General features: G+C 60.9%; 18 protein-coding genes and 1 other RNA gene. 15 read left to right on the top strand and 4 right to left on the bottom strand.

Annotated elements, in window-relative coordinates; translation table 11 throughout:
* Nucleotides 1-6 precede the first annotated feature (6 nt).
* From rpsI to AB7M32_RS27765, 6 genes are all read left to right on the top strand, one after another.
* On the top strand, nucleotides 7-399 hold the full coding sequence (gene rpsI / locus AB7M32_RS27790) for a 30S ribosomal protein S9 (protein ID WP_003205364.1): 393 nt from the start codon (nucleotides 7-9) through the stop codon (nucleotides 397-399).
* 256 nt (nucleotides 400-655) lie between these two features.
* Nucleotides 656-1,249 (top strand): ubiquinol-cytochrome c reductase iron-sulfur subunit, encoded by a 594-nt coding sequence (gene petA, locus AB7M32_RS27785; protein WP_060740746.1) that lies wholly within the window; start codon nucleotides 656-658, stop codon nucleotides 1,247-1,249.
* Nucleotides 1,249-2,460, top strand: a complete 1,212-nt coding sequence (locus tag AB7M32_RS27780; protein WP_046063607.1) for a cytochrome b — start codon at nucleotides 1,249-1,251, stop codon at nucleotides 2,458-2,460. The genes petA and AB7M32_RS27780 overlap by 1 nt, the downstream gene beginning before the upstream one ends.
* Complete coding sequence (locus AB7M32_RS27775; protein WP_072409545.1) at nucleotides 2,460-3,242, top strand: cytochrome c1; 783 nt, start codon at nucleotides 2,460-2,462, stop codon at nucleotides 3,240-3,242. Before AB7M32_RS27780 ends, AB7M32_RS27775 begins: the two co-directional genes overlap by 1 nt.
* A gap of 151 nt (nucleotides 3,243-3,393) precedes the next feature.
* Nucleotides 3,394-4,011, top strand: a complete 618-nt coding sequence (locus AB7M32_RS27770) for a glutathione S-transferase N-terminal domain-containing protein (protein WP_003178195.1) — start codon at nucleotides 3,394-3,396, stop codon at nucleotides 4,009-4,011.
* Between the two features lie 16 nt (nucleotides 4,012-4,027).
* Nucleotides 4,028-4,441: a ClpXP protease specificity-enhancing factor gene (locus tag AB7M32_RS27765; RefSeq protein ID WP_053124982.1), complete on the top strand. Its 414-nt coding sequence runs from the start codon at nucleotides 4,028-4,030 to the stop codon at nucleotides 4,439-4,441.
* A 473-nt stretch (nucleotides 4,442-4,914) separates the two neighbouring features.
* Here AB7M32_RS27765 and AB7M32_RS27760 read toward each other — a convergent pair whose 3' ends face one another.
* From AB7M32_RS27760 to AB7M32_RS27745, 4 genes are all read right to left on the bottom strand, one after another.
* The gene (locus AB7M32_RS27760) at nucleotides 4,915-5,493 is read right to left on the bottom strand and encodes a BON domain-containing protein (protein ID WP_030139689.1); all 579 of its coding nucleotides are present in this window, start codon (nucleotides 5,491-5,493) and stop codon (nucleotides 4,915-4,917) included.
* Nucleotides 5,490-6,083 (bottom strand): phosphoheptose isomerase, encoded by a 594-nt coding sequence (locus tag AB7M32_RS27755; protein WP_007928463.1) that lies wholly within the window; start codon nucleotides 6,081-6,083, stop codon nucleotides 5,490-5,492. Before AB7M32_RS27755 ends, AB7M32_RS27760 begins: the two co-directional genes overlap by 4 nt.
* Before the next feature lie 102 nt (nucleotides 6,084-6,185).
* Entirely contained in the window at nucleotides 6,186-6,548 is a 363-nt protein-coding gene (locus AB7M32_RS27750) for a YraN family protein (protein WP_454251993.1), read from the bottom strand.
* The gene (locus AB7M32_RS27745) at nucleotides 6,548-8,359 is read right to left on the bottom strand and encodes a penicillin-binding protein activator (protein WP_454251992.1); all 1,812 of its coding nucleotides are present in this window, start codon (nucleotides 8,357-8,359) and stop codon (nucleotides 6,548-6,550) included. Before AB7M32_RS27745 ends, AB7M32_RS27750 begins: the two co-directional genes overlap by 1 nt.
* A gap of 364 nt (nucleotides 8,360-8,723) precedes the next feature.
* On the opposite strand from AB7M32_RS27745, the gene rsmI reads away from it, so the two are divergent.
* From rsmI to mraY, 9 genes are all read left to right on the top strand, one after another.
* Entirely contained in the window at nucleotides 8,724-9,596 is an 873-nt protein-coding gene (rsmI, locus tag AB7M32_RS27740; RefSeq protein ID WP_454251991.1) for a 16S rRNA (cytidine(1402)-2'-O)-methyltransferase, read from the top strand.
* A 74-nt stretch (nucleotides 9,597-9,670) separates the two neighbouring features.
* Nucleotides 9,671-10,024, top strand: an RNA gene (gene rnpB, locus AB7M32_RS27735) — RNase P RNA component class A.
* A gap of 308 nt (nucleotides 10,025-10,332) precedes the next feature.
* Complete coding sequence (gene mraZ, locus AB7M32_RS27730) at nucleotides 10,333-10,788, top strand: division/cell wall cluster transcriptional repressor MraZ (RefSeq protein ID WP_003205355.1); 456 nt, start codon at nucleotides 10,333-10,335, stop codon at nucleotides 10,786-10,788.
* Nucleotides 10,785-11,732, top strand: a complete 948-nt coding sequence (gene rsmH, locus AB7M32_RS27725) for a 16S rRNA (cytosine(1402)-N(4))-methyltransferase RsmH (protein WP_454251990.1) — start codon at nucleotides 10,785-10,787, stop codon at nucleotides 11,730-11,732. Before mraZ ends, rsmH begins: the two co-directional genes overlap by 4 nt.
* A complete protein-coding gene (gene ftsL, locus AB7M32_RS27720) occupies nucleotides 11,729-12,022 on the top strand; it encodes a cell division protein FtsL (RefSeq protein WP_003178214.1) in 294 nt (97 codons plus the stop codon). Before rsmH ends, ftsL begins: the two co-directional genes overlap by 4 nt.
* Nucleotides 12,022-13,761 carry a peptidoglycan D,D-transpeptidase FtsI family protein gene (locus tag AB7M32_RS27715; RefSeq protein WP_170842280.1) on the top strand — a complete coding sequence of 580 codons (1,740 nt, stop codon included), beginning with the start codon at nucleotides 12,022-12,024 and terminating at the stop codon, nucleotides 13,759-13,761. Before ftsL ends, AB7M32_RS27715 begins: the two co-directional genes overlap by 1 nt.
* On the top strand, nucleotides 13,761-15,224 hold the full coding sequence (locus AB7M32_RS27710) for a UDP-N-acetylmuramoyl-L-alanyl-D-glutamate--2,6-diaminopimelate ligase (protein ID WP_454251989.1): 1,464 nt from the start codon (nucleotides 13,761-13,763) through the stop codon (nucleotides 15,222-15,224). Before AB7M32_RS27715 ends, AB7M32_RS27710 begins: the two co-directional genes overlap by 1 nt.
* Nucleotides 15,217-16,584, top strand: a complete 1,368-nt coding sequence (locus AB7M32_RS27705) for a UDP-N-acetylmuramoyl-tripeptide--D-alanyl-D-alanine ligase (protein WP_454251988.1) — start codon at nucleotides 15,217-15,219, stop codon at nucleotides 16,582-16,584. Before AB7M32_RS27710 ends, AB7M32_RS27705 begins: the two co-directional genes overlap by 8 nt.
* Complete coding sequence (mraY, locus tag AB7M32_RS27700; protein ID WP_003205349.1) at nucleotides 16,584-17,666, top strand: phospho-N-acetylmuramoyl-pentapeptide-transferase; 1,083 nt, start codon at nucleotides 16,584-16,586, stop codon at nucleotides 17,664-17,666. Before AB7M32_RS27705 ends, mraY begins: the two co-directional genes overlap by 1 nt.
* Nucleotides 17,667-17,668: the final 2 nt, after the last annotated feature.

The raw sequence follows: 17,668 nt of genomic DNA, 5'->3' as shown, positions 1-17,668 counted from the left end.
TTCATTATGTCGGCGACTCAAAATTACGGCACTGGCCGTCGCAAGACTGCAACCGCACGCGTTTTCCTGCGTCCGGGCACTGGTAACATCTCCATCAACAACCGCTCCCTGGATAACTTCTTCGGCCGCGAAACTGCCCGCATGGTAGTTCGTCAGCCGCTGGAACTGACCGAGACCGTCGAAAAATTCGACATCTACGTCACTGTTATCGGTGGTGGTGTAAGTGGTCAAGCTGGCGCAATCCGCCACGGCATCACTCGCGCCCTGATGGATTACGACGAGACTCTGCGTGGTGCTCTGCGCAAAGCCGGCTTCGTAACTCGCGATGCTCGCGAAGTTGAACGTAAGAAAGTCGGTCTGCGTAAAGCGCGTAAGCGTCCGCAGTACTCGAAGCGTTAATTTCGCTTCCGCTTTCAAAAGGCGCCCAGTTCCTCACGGAGCTGGGCGTTTTTTTATGGGCAAAAGAATTGCTCTGTGACAACTTGCCACATTCGTAGAGCCCCTATACTACAAGGCTTGGCGGTTTGGCCGCTTGGTAATTACCTTGTCAGAATTGGGGCTTTTCATTACCATTCGGCAAAATTTTTATAAGTTCAGATTTTTACTTAGTAGACGCCTGATCTAACAGGCCACAAAGCTGATGGGAGAGGACTGAATGAGCAATGACGGCGTGAATGCAGGCCGGCGTCGCTTCCTGGTAGCAGCCACATCCGTGGTGGGTGCTGCAGGAGCGGTGGGGGCTGCGGTCCCGTTCGTGGGGTCATGGTTTCCCAGCGCCAAGGCGAAAGCCGCAGGTGCACCGGTGAAAGTGAATGTCAGCAAGATCGAGCCAGGCCAGCAGATGATTGCTGAGTGGCGCGGCCAGCCGGTGTTCATCGTCCGCCGTACAGAGGAAATCCTGGGGAATCTGAAAAAGATCGAGGGTCAGTTGTCCGACCCGTCCTCCAAGAACTCCACGCAACCGACCTATGTCGACCCGCAGACGCGTTCGATCAAGCCAGAGGTCCTGCTGCTGATCGGGATCTGTACGCACCTGGGTTGCTCACCAACGTTCCGCCCTGAAGTGGCGCCTGCCGACCTGGGCAAGGACTGGGTCGGTGGTTATTTCTGCCCTTGCCACGGCTCCCACTACGACCTGGCGGGTCGCGTCTACAAGTCGCAGCCTGCACCTCTGAACCTGCCAGTTCCCCCGCATTCCTATGAGACCGATGACATCATTGTCGTTGGCGTCGATACGGAGAAAGCGTGATGAGCAAATTCATGGATTGGGTTGATGCGCGCTTTCCCGCGACCAAGATGTGGGAAGACCATCTCAGCAAGTACTACGCTCCGAAAAACTTCAACTTCTTCTACTTCTTTGGCTCCCTGGCACTGCTCGTTCTGGTCAACCAGATCGTCACCGGTGTCTGGTTGACCATGAGCTACACCCCGTCGGCGGAAGAAGCGTTTGCCTCCGTCGAATACATCATGCGCGACGTCGAGTACGGCTCGATCCTGCGTCTGTTGCACTCCACTGGCGCTTCGGCGTTCTTCATCGTGGTCTACCTGCACATGTTCCGTGGTCTGCTCTACGGTTCGTACCAGAAGCCTCGTGAGCTGGTGTGGGTCTTCGGCATGCTGATCTACCTGGCGCTGATGGCCGAGGCCTTCATGGGCTACCTGCTGCCGTGGGGCCAGATGTCCTACTGGGGCGCCCAGGTGATCATCTCGCTGTTCGGTGCGATCCCGGTCATCGGTGACGACCTGACCCAGTGGATCCGTGGTGACTACCTGATCTCGGGCATCACCCTGAACCGCTTCTTCGCCCTGCACGTAGTCGCCCTGCCGATCGTGATCCTCGGCCTGGTGGTGCTGCACATCCTGGCGTTGCACGAAGTCGGCTCGAACAACCCGGATGGCGTGGACATCAAGAAACACAAGGACGAGAACGGCGTACCGCTGGATGGCATCGCCTTCCACCCGTACTACACCGTGAAAGACATCGTCGGCGTGGTGGTCTTCCTGTTCATCTTCTGCTCCATCGTGTTCTTCTTCCCGGAAATGGGTGGTTACTTCCTCGAGAAGCCGAACTTCGAGCAGGCGAACGCGTTCAAGACCCCTGAGCACATTGCCCCGGTCTGGTACTTCACGCCGTTCTACGCGATCCTGCGGGCGATCCCGGACAAGCTGCTGGGCGTTATCGCCATGGGCGCGGCCATCGCCGTGCTGTTCGTCCTGCCGTGGCTGGACCGCAGTCCCGTCAAGTCGATGCGCTACAAAGGCTGGCTGAGCAAGATCTGGCTCGTGGTGTTCTGCATCTCGTTCGTGATCCTGGGCGTGTTGGGCGTACTGGCTCCGACTCCGGGACGCACGCTGCTGTCGCAGGTTTGCACCTTCCTGTACTTCGCCTACTTCATTCTGATGCCGTTCTACACCAGGCTCGAGAAGACCAAACCGGTTCCGGAAAGGGTGACTGGCTGATGAAAAAGCTATTTGCTGTACTGATTCTTGCTGCTATGCCTGTACTGTCCTTCGCGGCTGAACACGGTGGTCCGGAGCTGGAAAAAGTCGACATCGACGTTTCCGACAAAGCGGCCATGCAGGACGGCGCACGTACGTTCGCCAACTACTGCATGGGTTGCCACAGTGCCAAGTTCCAGCGCTACGAGCGCGTTGCCGATGACTTGGGCATCCCCCACGAGCTGATGCTCGAGAAGCTTGTGTTCACCGGTGCCAAGCTGGGCGATCACATGAACATCGGCATGCAGCCTGCGGACGCCAAGACCTGGTTCGGCGCCGCGCCGCCGGACCTGACCCTGGTTGCCCGTGTCCGTGGCACCGACTGGCTTTACGGTTACCTGCGTTCGTTCTACGAAGATCCTGCACGTCCTTGGGGCGTGAACAACAAGGTCTTCCCGAACGTCGGCATGCCTAACGTTCTGGTCGGCCTCCAGGGGCGCCAGGTGGTAGGCTGCAAACAGGTTCAGATCGTTGAAGACGGTAAAAAGCAATTCGATCCGCTGACCGGCTCCGCTTTGACCCATGAAGCCTGCGACCAGCTGACCGTATTGCCAAACACCGGCAGCCTGACCCCGGAGCAGTTCGATGAGAAGGTCAAGAACTTGGTGACCTTCCTGGCCTACTCGGCCAACCCGGTGAAGCTGGAGCATCAGCGCATCGGTACCTATGTATTGCTGTACCTGGCGTTCTTCTTCGTATTCGCTTACCTGCTCAAGCGTGAATACTGGAAAGACGTGCATTGATAAAGCTGTAAGCCATTGCTGTTAATCGTGCGCGCCCAAGGGCGTCTCTAGACATGTAACGAGCCTGGCCTGCCAGGCGTTACGGGAGACGCCCTCTGGGCGCGCTCGTTTTTCCGTTTTTCGATAATTTCAACAAGCGAGGAGGATCGCCATGGGCGTGACCAATCGGTTGGCCTGTTACTCCGACCCCGCCGACCACTATTCCCACCGGGTACGCATCGTACTGGCAGAGAAGGGTGTCAGCGCCGAGATCATTTACGTCGAAGCGGGGCGTCAGCCGCCGAAGCTGATCGAAGTGAACCCTTACGGCAGCCTGCCCACATTGGTCGATCGTGACCTGGCATTGTGGGAGTCGACCGTGGTGATGGAATACCTGGATGAGCGTTATCCGCATCCACCCTTGCTGCCGGTTTATCCTGTCGCGCGTGCCAACAGTCGTTTGCTGATCCATCGCATCCAGCGTGACTGGTGCGGGTTAGTGGATCTGATCCTGGATTCCCGGACCAAGGAGCCAGCGCGGGTCGTGGCGCGCAAGGAATTGCGTGAAAGCCTGACGGGCGTATCGCCGCTGTTCGTCGACAAGCCGTTTTTCCTCAGTGAGGAACAAAGTCTGGTGGATTGCTGCCTATTGCCCATACTCTGGCGTTTGCCGATTCTGGGTATCGAACTGCCGCGGCCTGCCAAGCCGCTGCTTGATTATATGGAGCGCCAATTTGCGCGTGAGGCATTCCAGGCGAGTCTGTCTGGTGTCGAACGCGACATGCGCTAAGGCTTAGGGAGCCGCTATGAACTCCAGTCGACCTTATCTGGTCCGCGCGCTCTACGAGTGGATTGTGGACAATGATTGCACCCCGCACATGCTGGTAAACGCCGAGTTTCCATCGGTGCAGGTGCCGCAGGGTTTTGCCAATGATGGGCAGATTGTCCTGAACGTGTCGCCAGCCGCTGTGCGTCACTTGCACATGGATAATGATGCCGTTAGCTTTGAAGGGCGCTTCGGTGGTGTGCCGCACACCTTGTACGTGCCTGTTGCTGCGATTCTGGGGATTTATGCCCGGGAGAATGGCCAGGGCATGGTGTTTGAGCTGGAAGCGCCGCTGGACGGTGAAGAAGAGTTCGAGCCGGATGATGACCTGCCACCACCGGATGACGAGCCGCCGCGGCCTAGTGGTCGGCCTAGTCTTAAGGTGGTGAAGTAGCGGAGCAGGTAATCTGTTCGCTGAGGAAAATGCCCGTGTCGTGAGATGCGGGCATTTTTTTGGCTGTATTCACTGGTGGATTGGTGTGTATATCCGTTTCTGCGGTAATGGCTGCTGGCGGTTCCGCTCTTACAGCGGGTCACTTTTGAAAAGCGCAAAAGCAAAAGCGAGGCGGCCTGGCGGCCAACCTGTCTCCTCCGGCCGTGCCCGCTCCCATTGTGGGAGAGAGCTTGCTCGCGATGGCGTCAGGTCAGAAGCATTGATGTTGGCTGATACACCGCAATCGCGAGCAAGCTCGCTCCCACAGTTGGATTGGGGTGCAGTCGGAGAGACAGGTCGGCTGTCCGACTGCCTCGCTTTGGCTTTCGATCTTGATCTTCGCACCCCCAACCAATCAAAAAAAACGGCGCTCCCCTGTATGAGTGAGCACCGTTTTTTCCAGCCGCATGCGGCCTCAGGAGCCGCGAGTAGCCTCAGTCAATATACTCAAACAACTTGACGATTTTCTGCACGCCGGAAACCCCCTGCACCAGGTTGGTCGCCTGTGCGGCCTCCTGCTTGGTCAGCAGGCCCAGCAGGTAAACGATGCCATTCTCGGTCACAACCTTGATGCGCGAGCCAGGAATGCTGGCGTCAGTGAGCATCTGAGTCTTGATCTTGGTGGTCAGCCACGCGTCGTTCTGGCGCGCCAGCAGCGAGGAGGGTTGCAAGACTTGCAACTCGTTATGCACGGTCTTGACCCGCTGCACGGCGCTGGCTTCCTGCTCGGCCTTGGCCTTGAGGTCGGCGCGTGGGGTCTGGCCGGCCAGCAGTACGACACCGTTGAAGCTGGTGACGACGATGTGCGAGTTGTTGTCCAGGTCCGGGTCGGCCTTGGCGATGTTCACACCGACCTTGGTTTCAATCAGGGAGTCGTCGATCTTGCTGCCGAAGGTGCGGGTGCCGCGGTCGTCTTCAATCGGCTTTTCCCGGCTGGCGTTAACCACCGATGTGCAGCCGCTGATGCCGAGGCATAGGGTCAGGGCCAGAAGGCCTAGGCGATTAGGGGTCATTCTTCACTCCCGAACAGTTGGCTGTCGATCAAGTCGCAAAGGCAGTGGATCGCCAGCAGGTGGACTTCCTGGATACGTGCGGTGACATTGGCCGGTACGCGGATTTCGACGTCTTCGGGCAATAGCAGTGATGCCATGCCACCGCCGTCACGACCGGTCAATGCTACGACAATCATTTCGCGATCATGTGCGGCCTGGATCGCTTGAATAATATTGGCCGAGTTGCCGCTGGTGGAAATCGCCAGCAGCACATCGCCGGGTTGGCCCAGGGCGCGGATCTGTTTGGAGAAGACTTCGTTGTAGCTGTAGTCGTTGGCGATCGAGGTGATCGTCGAACTGTCGGTGGTCAGGGCGATCGCCGGCAGGCTCGGGCGTTCGCGCTCGAAGCGGTTGAGCAGCTCCGATGAGAAATGCTGGGCGTCGCCGGCCGAGCCGCCATTGCCGCACGAAAGCATTTTGCCCTCGTTGAGCAAGGCGTTGACCATCACTTGGCTGGCTTGCTCGATGTGCGGTGCAAGTACGTCCATCGCCTGTTGCTTGGTGTCGATACTGGCCTGAAAAAGCTGGCGAATTCGCGATTGCATGTCCATCTGTGTGACCTTAAGTAGCGCGGCTTATGGGCACAAACATGTGCGGCGCGCAAAGCAAAGAGCAAAAAAGTTAGGTGAAGGTGTCCGGCTCGGCGTGGGCGCTCAACTGTCGAAGGCGTTCTGCAGCCAGTTCAACTGGGCGGCGTCGCTGTCGATGGCAACCACGTCGAAGCGGCAGGGATAATCGGCCCAGCGAGACTCGCGTTGCAGGAAATACTGCGCGGCGAATACCAGCTTCTGGCGCTTGCGCTCGTCAATGCTGTCGAGCGCGCCACCCCATTGGGTATTTTTTCTGTAGCGGACTTCGACGAATACTACTGTATCGCCGTCAAGCATGACCAGATCAAGCTCGCCGCGTTTGCACAACCAGTTCTGCGCCAACAGCCTCAGGCCGTGTTGCTGGAGATGCGCGAGGGCCTGGCCCTCGGCATCCCGTCCGCTTTGCTGGCGTGATCGGTCAGGCATCAGCGCTGGGTGTCCGGCAGGCGCTGCACCTGGCCGTTGACGAACTCGGCCCAAGGCAATTGACGCTGTACGCGCTGGGTGGGCGACACGGCCAGGCTGCCCGACAAACCTTCGATGCGACTGTCTGGCAGTGTCTTGAGCTGGCCCAGGCGCGGTGCCAGGCGATAGGCGTCCGCGCCCATCGCGTACAACCGACCCAGGCTGCCACCCGCCTGGGGCCACTGCGCGGTGACCTGCTTGCGCAGCGGGTCATTGGCGTCGAGCAGCCACGGGGTTTCGCAGAAGCGGATGCCGCTCATGTCGTTGTACTGGTTCTGGTCGCCACTGGCGCTGAACACCGAAGACGTCGCGTAGACCGGCACGTCGCCGGCGTATTGGAAGTTCAGGGTGGGCTTGATCTGCTGGGCCTGCTGCGGTGTCGAGGCCAGGAAGATGAACTCGATGTCCTGGCGACGGGATGGCTGGGCCGCGACCGTGGTGCCAACCGTGCTTTGCAGGCTCTTGGCGCGACCTTCGCTCTGGCGCAACTGGAACATGTCGGCGATCTGCTGGGCCAGTTGGACCGGCTGGTCGACCCGTTCGATCGCGACGATGGTGCCGCCATTGGCCTGCCAATCCTGGCTGAAGGCTTTGAGTACGCGATCGCCCCATTCGCCCTTCGGTACCATGGCGGCGGCGCGGTGCAGGCCATCGGCGCGGGCGCGACGGGACACTTCGCGAGCTTCATCCTCGGGGGCCAGGCCGAACTGGAACAGTTGCGGTGGCCCTTGCTCGCCTTCGCTGTAGTTCAGCGCCAGGGTAGTGATTGGCAATTGCGGGCGGGTGCTGATCTGCTTGACCAAGGGTTTTTCCAGCGGGCCGATGACCAGTTGCACGCCGTCGGCCTGGGCCTTGCGATAGAACTCGTCCATGGAGGTCAGGCTGGCGCTGTCATAGAACTGGATGCTGGGCGGCGTTTGCCCGGCCTGCTGGGCCTGGTAGTGCGCGGCCATGAAACCCTCGCGCAAGGCCTTGGCAACCGCTGCCAACTGGCCACTTTGTGGCAGCAACAGGGCGATCTTGCTCAATGGCTGGCTGGCCAGTTCCTTGAGCTTGACCAGGGGCGTCGGCAGTTGCAGGGCGGCGGGGTGTTTCGGGTTCTGTTCGCGCCAGTGGTCGATGGCCGCCTGCTGCTGTTCCAGGGTGCCGGCGGTCTTGACGGCCTGGGCCAGGCTCAACCAGCCGCCGAGGTCGTCGTTGGAGGCGGGCTGCAACTGGTCGGTGGGCAGTGAGGCGATCAGCGACCAGATGGCTTCGTGGTTTTTCGCCGCGGCGTCTTCCTTCAGCAAGGGCGCGATGAAGATGCGCTCCTTGGCGGCGGCCAGGGTTTGGCCGTCGGCTTCGAGGGCGCGGGCACGGACGGTGCCGGTGCGGGCCTGCTGCTCCACTGGCATTTCGCTCAGGTGTTGCAGGCTTGGGTGGCTCAAGGCGGTGAGCGCAGCCTTGGGCTGGTTGCGGGTCATCGCAAGTTCCGCCGACAGCGTACTGGCAAAAATCTGCTGGCCGGGCTTGAGTTGTTCCATCGGCACTTGTTGCAGGATCTGTGCGGACTGACCGGCATTGCCCTGGCGGTAGGCCAGGTCTGCGGCGCTCAGGCGCAGCAGGGCGGCTTTTTCCGGGGTTTTGCTTTGGGTGGCCTGTTCGAGCAACTGCTCGATACTGGCATCCGGGGTCCGTGGAAGTTCGCCAAGGCTGGACGAGGGCGAGCTGGCGCAGGCCGCCAGGAGGGCAGCGAGGCAGAGGGCGGAGAGCAGCCGCAGGCAAGCGATCATGTAAGTGTTCCTGATACGAGATCAAATTAGCGTCGAATTGTACCCAAGCACTGGCCGGGGCGCGATGTTACTGGTGTGAATCGATCAATTTAGGTATTTCAAAGGGTGCGGCATGCCACAGAAGACGCTACTCACTCAGGCGGCGGCACTAAACCTGTGGCGAGGGGATTTATCCCCGCTGGTCTGCGCAGCGGCCCCAAGACCTCCCGCCTCGGTGTGTCTGGCTGAATGGTTTCCAGTCTTTTTCTGGGGCTGCTGCGCAGACCAGCGGGGATAAATCCCCTCGCCACAATGGCTGATGCGAACAGCTGAGACGGCTGGCACACGCTACAATGGCGGTTTTTACCATCATGAGGTGCGCGTTTTGACTGCTCCAGGTGCTTTGAATTCCGCTGCCGGCTCGCTTTATGTGGTGGCGACGCCCATCGGCAACCTGGACGATATCAGTGCTCGGGCGCTGAAAATCCTGCAGGAGGTTGCACTGATCGCGGCTGAAGACACCCGCCACTCCCAGCGCCTGCTGCAACATTTCGGTATCTCCACGCCGTTGGCGGCCTGTCATGAACACAATGAGCGGGATGAAGGCAGTCGTTTCATTACCCGGCTGTTGGCGGGCGATAACGTTGCGCTGATTTCCGATGCGGGTACGCCGTTGATTTCCGACCCCGGCTATCATCTGGTGCGCCAGGCCCGGGCGGCGGGTATCAGCGTGGTGCCGGTGCCGGGGGCTTGTGCGTTGATCGCGGCGCTGTCGGCAGCAGGCTTGCCGTCCGACCGTTTCATCTTCGAAGGTTTCCTGCCGGCCAAGGCGGTGGGGCGGCGGGCGCGCCTGGAAGCTATAAAGGAAGAACCGCGCACGCTGATCTTCTATGAGGCGCCGCACCGCATTCTGGAGTGCCTGCAGGACATGGAACTGGTGTTCGGTGCCGAACGCCAGGCGCTGCTGGCCCGGGAGTTGACCAAGACCTTTGAAACCCTCAAGGGGCTGCCGTTGGCCGAGCTGCGCGCCTTTGTCGAAAGCGACAGCAACCAGCAACGCGGCGAGTGCGTCGTGCTGGTGGCAGGCTGGACGCCGCCGCAAAGCGAGGACGCCGTCAGCAGCGAAGCGATGCGCGTCCTGAACCTGTTGCTCGAGGAAATGCCCCTCAAGCGCGCCGCGGCCCTTGCGGCGCAGATCACTGGCGAGCGCAAGAATGTGCTGTATCAGGTCGCACTGGAAAAACAGAAAGACCAGTGAAACCGGGACACGGTGCTGGCCTGGGGCTTTTAGCGCTTGTTCTTCAAGCGCTCTACCGTTAACCTTCGCGGCGGAGAGTCGATCGGACAGTCGCTGCCCTCTATGAGAATTAGGGGGGGGAGGAAAGTCCGGGCTCCATAGGGCGAAGTGCCAGGTAATGCCTGGGAGGCGTGAGCCTACGGAAAGTGCCACAGAAAATAACCGCCTAAGCGTTTCGGCGCCGGTAAGGGTGAAAAGGTGCGGTAAGAGCGCACCGCACGGCTGGCAACAGTTCGTGGCTAGGTAAACCCCACTTGGAGCAAGACCAAATAGGGTCCCAAGGCGTGGCCCGCGCTGGGACCGGGTAGGTTGCTAAAGATGTCCAGTGATGGCCATCGTAGACGAATGACTGTTCAAGACAGAACCCGGCTTACAGATCGACTCTCCACCTTTTCCCCTCCTGCCGAAATCACTGGCAGACGCAGTTCCTAATACCAAAAAAATCTTACTCTTAACAAATCACTTTAACTTGTGCGCGCAGTCCCCTGTGCTGCTTCAGGTTGCAGCGAATTTTCCTACGTCAGATTCTTGTTACCCCTCCTGAAACGCTCCTAAATCTCCGATCTATAAGGCTTTTCCTTCATTACGCGCCTTGACGGTGCGGTGGGCGCATTCCTATAGTGTGCGCAAGTGGCGGAAAGTGGCATGAAGTGGGTTTTTTTGAAGGTAAAACGCCAAAAAGTGGAGAAACGCTGACGTGTTTCGCGGAGCTAACGCTATCAGTCTCGATGCAAAAGGCCGGCTCGCCATGCCCAGCCGGTATCGTGACGAGCTCGTTTCGCGAAGTTCAGGGCAGTTAATCGTCACGATCGACGCCGTTGACCCATGTTTGTGTGTTTACCCTCTGGATGAGTGGGAAATCATCGAAACCAAACTGCGCGCACTGCCTTCGCTGCGTGAAGAAAACCGCCGTCTGCAACGCTTGCTGATCGGTAACGCCGTCGACCTCGAGCTCGATGGCAGCGGTCGTTTCCTGGTGCCACCGCGCCTGCGCGAGTACGCCAAGCTGGACAAGCGCGCGATGCTGGTGGGCCAACTGAACAAGTTCCAACTGTGGGACGAAGATGCCTGGAATGCGGTTTCTGCCGCCGACCTTGCTGCTATTCAACAACCGGGCGCCATGCCTGATGAACTGCGTGATTTGATCCTGTGACTATTGATAGCGGCTTTAACCACATCACCGTACTGCTTGACGAAGCCGTCGAGGCTCTCGCCGTACGTCCTGATGGCTGCTATCTGGACGGCACGTTCGGGCGTGGCGGACACAGCCGGCTGATTCTCAGCCAGCTGGGTCCGGACGGCCGGTTGCTGGGGTTCGACAAGGATCCTCAAGCGATTGCCACCGGGCAAGCGCTGGCGGCCGAAGACGGCCGCTTTGTCGTTGTGCAGCGCAGCTTTGCCGAGCTGGGCGCGGAAGTTGCCGAGCGTGGCCTGGCCGGGAAGGTCAGTGGCGTGCTGCTCGATCTGGGTGTGTCGTCGCCACAACTGGACGACCCGGAGCGCGGCTTCAGTTTCCTCAATGACGGTCCGCTGGACATGCGCATGGACCCGTCCCGTGGGATCAGCGCCGCAGAATTCGTCAACACCGCCCCGGTGGAAGAAATCGCCCGTGTCTTCAAGGAATACGGTGAAGAGCGTTTCTCCGGCCGCATGGCCCGCGCCGTGGTCGAGCGCCGTGACATCAAGCCCTTCGAGCGCACCGGCGACCTGGCCGAGGTGTTGAAAGTGGCCAACCCGGCCTGGGAAAAGGGCAAGAACCCGGCGACCCGGGCCTTCCAGGGCTTGCGCATTCACGTCAATAACGAACTGGGCGATCTGGAAGTGGGTCTCGAAGCGGCGCTTGAGGCGCTGGAGATCGGCGGTCGCCTGGTGGTGATCAGCTTCCATTCCCTGGAAGACCGCATCGTCAAGCTGTTCATGCGCAAGCTCGCCAAGGGTGAAGCCGATAACCTGCCGCGCAACCTGCCGGTGCGTTTCGAAGCCTTCGTGCCGAAAATCAAGATCCATGGCAAAGCGCAGTTCGCTTCCGAAGCCGAACTCAAGGCCAACCCACGTGCCCGTAGCGCCGTCATGCGCGTCGCGGAGAAGTTGCGGTGAGCAAGCTCTTCGCCAAGCCCCTGCCCGGCGGCAGCTTTTTCATGCTGCTGTTGTTTATCGGCGTGCTCGTGTCGGCCATCGCCGTGTCCTATAGCGCGCATTGGAACCGGCAGTTGCTCAATACCCTTTATAACGAACTCAGCGTGCGCGACAAGGCGCAGGCCGAGTGGGGTCGGTTGATCCTGGAACAGAGCACTTGGACCGCCCACAGCCGTATCGAAGTCTTGGCCACCGAACAGTTGAAAATGCGCATTCCCGGCGCCGCTGAAGTGCAGATGGTGGCGCCATGATGAAACTCGAAGGGGCGCTGTTCCCGTGGCGGTTTCGTCTGGTCCTGGGCTTGCTCGGGATCATGGTGGCGGCGATTTCGTGGCGCATCATCGACCTGCAGGTCGTCGACCGTGACTTCCTGAAGGGGCAGGGCGATGCCCGCAGTGTGCGGCATATTCCGATCCCGGCTCACCGTGGCCTGATCACCGACCGCAATGGCGAACCCCTGGCCGTGAGTACCCCGGTGACCACCTTGTGGGCCAACGCCAAGGAAATGCAGTTGGCCAAGGAAAAATGGCCGGCCTTGGCCGCCGCCCTCGGGCAGGACCCCAAGGCCCTGGCCGAGCGCCTCGAAGCCCAGGCCAACAAGGAATTCATTTATTTGGTGCGCGGCTTGACGCCCGAGCAGGGCCAGAGCGTGCTCGACTTGAAAGTGCCCGGTGTCTATGGCATCGAAGAGTTCCGGCGTTTCTACCCGGCCGGTGAAGTCACGGCCCACATGGTCGGGTTTACCGACATCGATGACCGGGGCCGGGAAGGCGTCGAACTGGCCTATGACGAATGGCTCGCCGGGGTCGCTGGCAAGCGACAGGTCATCAAGGACCGTCGCGGCAGGCTGATCAAGGATGTCCAAGTCACCAAAAACGCCAAGGCCGGCAAGCCCTTGGCGTTGTCCATTGACCTGCGCCTGCAATACCTGGCCAACCGCGAGCTGCGCAATGCCATCGTCGAGAACGGTGCCAAGGCTGGCAGCCTGGTGATCATGGACGTGAAGACCGGCGAGATCCTGGCGATGGTCAACCAGCCGACCTACAACCCGAACAACCGTCGCAACCTGCAGCCGGCGATGATGCGCAACCGTGCGATGATCGACGTGTTCGAGCCGGGTTCGACCATGAAGGCCGTGTCCATGGCCGCCGCCCTGGAAACCGGGCGCTGGAAGCCGAGCGACACCGTCGAGGTGTACCCGGGCACCCTGCAGATCGGCAAGTACACCATCCGCGACGTGTCCAAGACCGAAGGTCCGGTGCTCGACCTGACCGGCATCCTGATCAACTCCAGTAACGTCGGCATGAGCAAGATCGCCTTCGATATCGGCGGCGAAACGATCTATCGCCTGGCCCAGAAAATCGGCCTCGGCCAGGACACCGGCCTGGGCTTCCCGGGCGAGCGTGTCGGCAACCTGCCGAACTACCGTGACTGGCGCAAGGCTGAAACCGCGACGTTGTCCTACGGCTACGGTGTTTCCGTGACCGCGATCCAGTTGGTCCACGCGTTTTCCGCCCTGGCCAACAACGGCCGCATGGCACCGCTGACCCTGATCAAGACCGACAAGGCGCCGCAGACCACCCAGGTGATCCCGGAAAACGTCGCCAAGACCATGCAGGGCATGCTGCAGCAGGTGATCGAGGCACCGCGCGGTGTCTATCGCGCCCAGGTGCCGGCGTACCACGTGGCAGGCAAATCGGGTACGGCCCGTAAAACCTCCGTGGGCACCAAAGGCTACGCCGAGAATTCCTACCGTTCGTTGTTTGCCGGATTCGGCCCGATGAGCGACCCGCGCTACGCCATCGTCGTGGTCATCGACGAACCAAGCAAGGCGGGTTACTTCGGTGGCCTGGTTTCGGCGCCGGTGTTCAGCAAAGTGATGTCCGGCACCCTGCGCCTGATGAACATTACCCCGGATAACCTGCCGCCGACCCAGCAGGCCAATACCGCACCGGTCGTTCCCTTGAAAGCCGAAGGAGGGCGTGGCTGATGTCCCTGAGCCTGAACAAGATTTTCGCCCACGCCGGTCACGATCTGCTGATTCGTGAATTGGCCCTGGACAGCCGCAATGTACGTGCCGGGGACTTGTTCCTGGCGGTGCCGGGCGCCCGTGTCGATGGCCGTGACCATATCGCAGACGCCTTGAAACGTGGCGCGGCTGCCGTGGCTTATGAAGTGCAAGGCGCAACCGTGCTGCCCATCACTGACGTGCCCTTGATTCCGGTCAAGGGCCTGGCGGCGCAACTGTCGGACATCGCCGGGCGTTTTTATGGCGACCCGAGCCGTCACCTGAACCTGGTGGGCGTGACGGGTACCAACGGCAAGACCAGCGTGACCCAACTGGTGGCCCAGGCGTTGGACCTGCTCGGGCAGCATTGCGGCATTGTCGGCACCTTGGGCAACGGTTTTCATGGCGCGCTGGAAAGCGGCCTGCACACCACGCCGAACCCGATTGCCGTGCAAGCGACCCTGGCGGACCTGAAGAAGGCCGGTGCCAAGGCTGTTGCGATGGAAGTCTCGTCCCATGGCCTGGACCAGGGCCGAGTGACGGCGCTGGCCTTCGATGTGGCGGTGTTGACCAACCTGTCCCGGGACCACCTGGATTACCACGGCACCATGCAGGCCTACGGTGAAGCCAAGGCCAAGCTGTTTGCCTGGAATGATTTGAAATGCCGGGTCATCAACCTCGATGACGAGTTCGGTCGGCAACTGGCCGCCGACAAGCGTGAGTCCCGGTTGATCACCTATAGCCTGGAAGATGCTAGCGCCTACCTTTATATACGTCAGGCGCAGTTCAATGACGAAGGCGTGCGCGCCACGCTGGTCACGCCCCAGGGCGAGCACCACGTACGCAGCACCTTGCTCGGCCGTTTCAACCTGAGCAACGTATTGGCGGCCATCGGCGCCTTGCTCGGCCTGGACTACGCGCTGGACGAAATTCTCAAGGTATTGCCAAAGCTGGAAGGGCCAGCCGGGCGCATGCAGCGCCTGGGCGGTGGGGCGCAACCGTTGGTGGTGGTCGATTACGCCCATACCCCCGACGCGTTGGAAAAAGTCCTCACGGCCCTGCGTCCTCACGCCAAGGGCAAGTTGCTGTGCCTGTTCGGCTGCGGTGGCGATCGCGATCGCGGCAAGCGCCCGTTGATGGCCGAAGTCGTGGAGCGGCTGGCAGACGGTGTGCTGGTCACCGACGACAACCCGCGCAGCGAAGACCCGCTGCGGATTTTCGACGACATCCGCGCCGGTTTTACCGCTGTGGATAACGTCACCTTCGTCGCCGGTCGCGGCCAGGCCATCGCCCAGTTGATCGCCAGCGCTTCGGCGGACGATGTCATCGTCCTGGCGGGCAAGGGCCACGAGGACTATCAGGAAATCAACGGCGAACGCCATGCGTTCTCCGATCTGGTGGAAGCCGATCACGCCCTGACCGCGTGGGAGGTGGCCCATGCTTAAGGCCCTGAAACTCAGCGAACTGACCAACGCCCTGAATGCGCGCCTCATCGCGGCGGACGCCAGCTTCGACGGCGTCAGCATCGACAGCCGGGCCATTGCTCCGGGGCAGCTGTTCGTCGCCCTGGCCGGCCCGCGTTTCGACGGCCACGATTACTTGAACGAAGTCGCCGCCAAAGGGGCGGTCGCGGCACTGGTCGAGCGGGAAGTGACCAACAGTACGCTGCCGCAGTTGCTGGTCGCTGACACCCGTCAGGCCCTGGGCCAACTGGGCGCGTTGAACCGCGCCGGGTTTGACAAGCCGGTGGCGGCCATCACCGGCTCCAGCGGCAAGACCACGGTCAAGGAAATGCTCGCCAGCATCCTGCGCACCCGCGGTCCGGTGCTGGCGACCCGGGGCAACCTGAACAACGACCTCGGCGTGCCGCTGACTCTGCTGGAACTGGCGCCGGAACACAGCGCTGCCGTCATCGAGCTGGGGGCTTCGCGGATCGGCGAGATTGCCTACACCGTGGCCATGACCAAGCCTCACGTGGCGGTGCTCAACAACGCCGGTACTGCCCACGTCGGCGAGTTCGGCGGCCCGGAGAAAATCGTCGAGGCCAAGGGCGAGATCATCGAGGGGCTGGATGCCAATGGCGTCGCCGTGCTGAATCTCGATGACAAGGCTTTTGAAATCTGGAAGACCCGTGCGGGTGAGCGCAAGGTGCTGACCTTTGCCCTGAGCAACCTCGCCGCGAATTTCTATGCCAGCGACCTGGACCGTGATGCCCGCGGTTGCCCGGCCTTCAACCTGCACAGCCCCGACGGCGCCGAGCGGGTCCAATTGAACCTGCTGGGCACCCATAACGTTGCCAACGCCCTGGCCGCCGCGGCTGCCGCCCATGCCCTGGGCGTATCGCTGCCGGGCATCGTCGCCGGGCTGAACGCCGTGCAGCCGGTCAAGGGGCGCTCCGTCGCGCAACTGGCCAGCAACGGCATGCGCGTCATCGACGACACCTACAACGCCAACCCGTCGTCCATGTGCGCGGCCGTGGACATCCTCGCTGGTTTCTCCGGCCGCACCGTGCTGGTGCTGGGGGATATCGGTGAACTGGGCGAATGGGCGCAACAGGGCCATCACGACGTTGGTGCCTATGCACGCGGCAAGGTCGATGCGCTGTATGCGGTCGGTCCGATGATGGCCCATGCGGTCGCCGCGTTCGGTGAACACGCGCGGCATTTCACCACTCAAGCCGAACTGATCCAGGCCCTGGGTGCCGAGCAGGACCCGAACACTACCTTATTGATCAAGGGCTCACGCAGCGCAGCGATGGAAAACATCGTCGCGGCACTGTGCGGCGCCTCCACGGAGAAACATTAATGCTGCTGCTGCTAGCGGAGTACCTGCAACAGTTCCACAAAGGCTTCGCGGTCTTCCAGTACCTGACCCTGCGCGGGATCCTGGGTGTGCTGACCGCGTTGTCGTTGTCGCTGTTCCTGGGCCCGTGGATGATCCGCACCCTGCAGAACCTGCAGATCGGTCAGTCGGTCCGTAACGATGGTCCGCAATCGCACCTGTCCAAATCCGGCACCCCGACCATGGGTGGCGCGTTGATCCTGTCGTCCATCGGCATCAGCACCTTGCTCTGGGCCGACCTGGCGAACCGTTACGTCTGGGTCGTGTTGTTGGTGACTTTGCTCTTCGGTGCCATCGGCTGGGTCGACGACTACCGCAAGGTGATCGAGAAGAACTCCCGTGGGCTGCCAAGCCGCTGGAAATATTTCTGGCAGTCGGTGTTCGGCCTCGGCGCGGCGATCTTTCTTTATATGACCGCCGCCTCGCCGGTGGAAACCACCCTGATCCTGCCGATGCTCAAGGACTACAGCATTCCGTTGGGCGCCGGCTTCATCGTGCTGACCTATCTGGTCATCGTTGGCTCGAGTAACGCAGTCAACCTCACCGACGGCCTCGACGGCCTGGCGATCATGCCGACGGTCATGGTCGGCGGCGCGCTGGGGATCTTCTGCTACCTGTCGGGTAACGTGAAATTCGCTGAATACCTGCTGATCCCCTATGTGCCGGGGGCGGGCGAGCTGATCGTGTTCTGCGGAGCGCTGATCGGTGCCGGCCTGGGCTTTTTGTGGTTCAACACCTACCCGGCGCAAGTCTTCATGGGCGACGTCGGCGCGCTGGCCCTGGGCGCGGCCCTGGGCACCATCGCTGTCATCGTTCGCCAGGAAATCGTCCTGTTCATCATGGGCGGCGTGTTCGTGATGGAGACCCTGTCAGTCGTCATTCAGGTTGCTTCCTTTAAATTGACCGGCCGCCGCGTATTCCGCATGGCGCCGATTCACCACCACTTTGAACTCAAGGGCTGGCCCGAGCCGCGTGTGATCGTCCGTTTCTGGATCATCACCGTGATCTTGGTGCTGATCGGCCTTGCCACCCTGAAGCTGAGGTAGAA

It is taken from the genome of Pseudomonas sp. R151218B TE3479, assembly GCF_053629195.1.
This window is presented reverse-complemented; position numbering and strand designations above follow the sequence as displayed.